At 41.9% G+C, this 3749-nt stretch carries 4 protein-coding genes and 1 riboswitch; of the genes, 1 reads left to right on the top strand and 3 read right to left on the bottom strand.

The annotated features are described in order from the left end of the window. Window positions 1-148: 148 nt before the first annotated feature. Window positions 149-246: riboswitch (TPP riboswitch) on the bottom strand. Window positions 247-556: 310 nt separating this feature from the next. Together L4C33_RS20455 and L4C33_RS20450 are read right to left on the bottom strand one after the other, a co-directional pair. Then, window positions 557-1183 carry an isochorismatase family protein gene (locus L4C33_RS20455; protein WP_428814235.1) on the bottom strand — a complete coding sequence of 209 codons (627 nt, stop codon included), beginning with the start codon at window positions 1181-1183 and terminating at the stop codon, window positions 557-559. Between the two features lie 73 nt (window positions 1184-1256). Then, window positions 1257-1931, bottom strand: coding sequence for a pirin family protein (locus L4C33_RS20450; protein ID WP_428814234.1), 675 nt, complete (start codon window positions 1929-1931; stop codon window positions 1257-1259). Window positions 1932-2060: 129 nt separating this feature from the next. Here L4C33_RS20450 and L4C33_RS20445 point away from each other — a divergent pair, with 129 nt between their 5' ends. Next, window positions 2061-2948, top strand: coding sequence for a LysR family transcriptional regulator (locus L4C33_RS20445; RefSeq protein ID WP_428814233.1), 888 nt, complete (start codon window positions 2061-2063; stop codon window positions 2946-2948). Between the two features lie 47 nt (window positions 2949-2995). Here L4C33_RS20445 and L4C33_RS20440 read toward each other — a convergent pair whose 3' ends face one another. Further along, complete coding sequence (locus L4C33_RS20440; RefSeq protein WP_428814236.1) at window positions 2996-3742, bottom strand: phosphatase PAP2 family protein; 747 nt, start codon at window positions 3740-3742, stop codon at window positions 2996-2998. Between the last annotated feature and the right edge of the window lie 7 nt (window positions 3743-3749).

Genomic DNA, 3749 nt, shown 5'->3' with positions numbered 1-3749 from the left:
CCACCACCACTGTCTGAACCTGCAATAGTAAGAACAATTGGTGTACTAGACGAAACTGAAGGTGATGTAACAGAAGAGTGTGGCATAAAAGCTCCTAGACTGGCGCATAGRAACTTTCTTACCTAGGTAAAGGGAGATCGCTTCACCGAGAGCAAGACAAATAGTTCCCTACGCCAGTATTAACTGAATCAGGTTCAACGGGTCTCGCAATGCGATCTCAGCCTAATGGCCCCCCGACTATGTATGCGACGATAGTAACAACTTTTTTATCAACTACAAATCATTTCACGATAATTCTGCTGGTTGTTTCGCTTTATTGTTTACTTTCGGTTTACAAATTTAAAATGAAATTTCAAGCAATGTGGTAACGCGAGATAAGAAACAATTGGGACTATAATCGATACTGATAACACAGTAACAAGCCCATGGTGTGCGGTGATGTTGTTCATAACCCACGAGGGAACAAAATAAACTAACGGTAATAAAATCAAGAAAGTATATATCGCCACCCAATGTCGATTGGGTGACGAACTTTTAGGTTCGCCACTCATCATCACTATCCTTTCGCAAAGTAACTGTTCATCACATAGCCGTATTTTGTTGTATGGTCGGCTAACACTCTACCAAGTACTTCACCATAATCACTGCGCCAATCATTCATCAACTCAGCTAAGACTGAAGCCCATGTCGTCACTTTCACCCCAGCCTGAGTTAAGCGCTGAACCGTAACCTCTTGAACTGTTTTGTTCCAAGTGCCTGATGCATCGATGACCGCATATACGTCGTACCCTTCCTCTACCGCAGAGAGCGCTGGAAACAGTAAACAAACGTCTGTCACTATTCCCGCCATAATGATTTTCTTACGACCCGTTTTTTCAATCGCTTGTTTGAACGCTACGCTATCCCATGCGTTGATTTGACCTTCTCGCTCAATCACTTCCCCACCAAGAATATCGGTAATTTCGGGCATGACTGGTCCATTAGGTCCCTCTGGCAAACTTGCGGTTACAACCGACGGGAGACCAATAGCCTGAGCGGTTCGAGTTAACCCTAAGATGTTATTTTTGATAACAGTAGGATGCTCATCACCAAGGCCGACCATTAATCCTGTTTGATGGTCAATCATGGCTAAAACGGCATTATCCGGTGTCAAAAACTCTGAAAATTTATTTGAAGTAGTCATCGTGTTTCCCTCACATTGTTTAGTTTGTATTGTTCTTAATCTGTTTTTAATTTGAAGCGAATTTGAACCTAAATTACTCGGTATAAACCAGGATAAGTTGACTCGACTCTTGCGCTGTTAGCTCTAACTTTTCCGTCTTAATTAACGTTCCCGCTTTGACCTCTTGTCCATTAACCGTCGCACTACCAGCACTTAAATACGCAAGGACGGATCCTGAATGGCTAATCAATTGTCCTTGCTCAGCAAGCACCACATCGATAATCGTCTTACTTTCAAAAGGTCCGTTTTCGGAAGCTGAGCCACCATAAATTCGAGTTCGTTCACCTTTAACCGGCTCATAGACTTGATAGCCTGCTGGTTCGCCAGCGATTTCGGGTAAAACCCACAACTGGATCATTTGATTTGGTATCCCATCAGGGTTTATTTCGTTATGAGCGAAACCTTCCCCACCCGCTCTTTGAACCTGAACACTTCCGGCTTCTAGGCTTTGTCCATGCTCTAAAGAACCCGCATGGCTGATACGACCTTTAACCATCACGCTAATAACGTCTATTTCTCGATGTGGATGCATGCCTGTTTCTCCGTAAGGCAGAAAGTTAGCATCGGCTAGGTAAACGAAGTTTCCAATTCCGTTAGAACTAATAGCTGTCTTGCGTCCACCAAAAACTCGAGAGTCAGTAACGACTTGTTTCTCTTTTAGCCCTGCAAAACCACCCTGTGGCAATTGATCAAGAGTTAATAATTCCATGTCTAAATCCTTATTGGTTAACTGCTCTGTTAAGCGATAGGTTTAGATTAGTCTGTCTTATTAATTTGATATATATATAAGTTGATATAACATTGTTCTATATTTGGTAACAAAAATTGGTTTAGTGGAATGAATAATTTGAATGACATGATGGTGTTCGCCACTGTGGTGGAACAAGGCAGTTTCACCGCTGCGGCTGAAAGCATGGGTTTGCCTAAATCCAACATCAGTCGAAAGATAAGTCGTTTAGAAGAAAATTTAGGGATACGTCTGTTGGAACGTTCAACTCGAACTCAGCATTTAACTGAAGTTGGACGGCAGTATTATGCGTTTTGCCAGCGTATAAAAGAGGAAGTTTATTCAGCAGAGCAAGCAGTAGAAACGTTACTTGAACGGCCACAAGGTAATTTGAAGATTTGCGCATCTCTGGCAATTGGTCAGGAATTACTGGCGCAAAAATTAGCCGAATTTAACGCTAAATACCCAGATATAAAGATAGAACTTTCGCTAACCAACCGCCGTGTGGATATTATTGAAGAAGGCTACGACCTAGTCATTCGGATTGGCGAACTTAATGACTCGGCTTTAATTGCTCGGAAGATATGTCAATTACCTCTTCGCTTATACGCGTCGCCGCAATATCTAGAGGGTCGGAAATTACTTAAACCATGTGATTTAAAGGATCATCAATGCCTATGGATGAACATGAAAGAGCAGAAAGCGCAGTGGGTATTACAATCTAATGAGAAAACTGAAAAAGTTGACTTTAACCCGGCCCTAAAATGCGACGATTTTTCAGTACTTAGGCAATTAGCACAAGACCATATGGGGATCACTGAGTTACCGGAATATATGGCTAAACAGGCAATTAAGAACGGAAAGCTTTTGAATGTCTTACCTGAATGGCACTTTGATAAAGTAGATATGTTTGCCGTTTATCCTAGTCACCGAGGTGCAACCCCAAAAGTACGGGTATTCTTACAGTTCCTTGTCGATACATTTAAATGCGACACTTAACCCACTCAATTAATGATATAGGGGGAGTGGCTCCCCCCTTGACAGTGTTACTCGGTTTTATGGATAAACCGATTAATCCAGCGTTCCACAATCAGGTTATGGAAAGTGGGAGTGACGGTATAAATAATAGCGCCAAAAATGATGGAACCGGCTAAATCGATAGGCCGGTGCATACCTAACCATAAACGGCTATAAGCAACACAGCCAGCCCAAACAAGTAACCCAGCTACGAGCCAATATTTTCGCTGTTCAAGGAACAACCCGCCAAAAAAGGCCAAGCAAATCGCAACAAAGATTGTATGCCCAGAAGGGAATGAATAATCCTTTTCACCATGCCAATGAGTGCTTTTCCATTGGCTGACTTCATCATCAATTGAGTCTATTACACTATTTTTCTCATCTATATCGAGTTCGTAAAAGGCTTGAGGACTTGCGATAACGCCTTGCTGAGCTAAAAACTCGGTATACGGCCTTGGGCTTTCAGTAGTACTTTTAAGGGTCGTTTTTGCGGCAAAGCTTAGCACCAACAAAATAGCTAATTGCATCCCTAGACAAACAAGGCGTTTGAATGGCAACTTTAAGGTTAGCACCAATAACGACAGCACGAATAGAGTTATCAAGAAACCGCTGCTACCTGCAGAATGGGTGATTATCCCCCAAAATCGTCCAAGTAGATTACTCACTTCACCTGAAAAATTATGCGTACTACCAAACAAAACAATAGGGATTAGAATAATTAGGTTTATCAATAAAACTTGTAACCCTTGTTTCTTACAAGACATAAACTTAGTCACAAATAGG

This window comes from Vibrio makurazakiensis (assembly GCF_050337375.1).
Lineage (GTDB): Bacteria > Pseudomonadota > Gammaproteobacteria > Enterobacterales > Vibrionaceae > Vibrio > Vibrio makurazakiensis.
The sequence above is the reverse complement of the archived record's forward strand: the minus strand, read 5'-3'. Positions and strand labels throughout refer to the sequence as shown.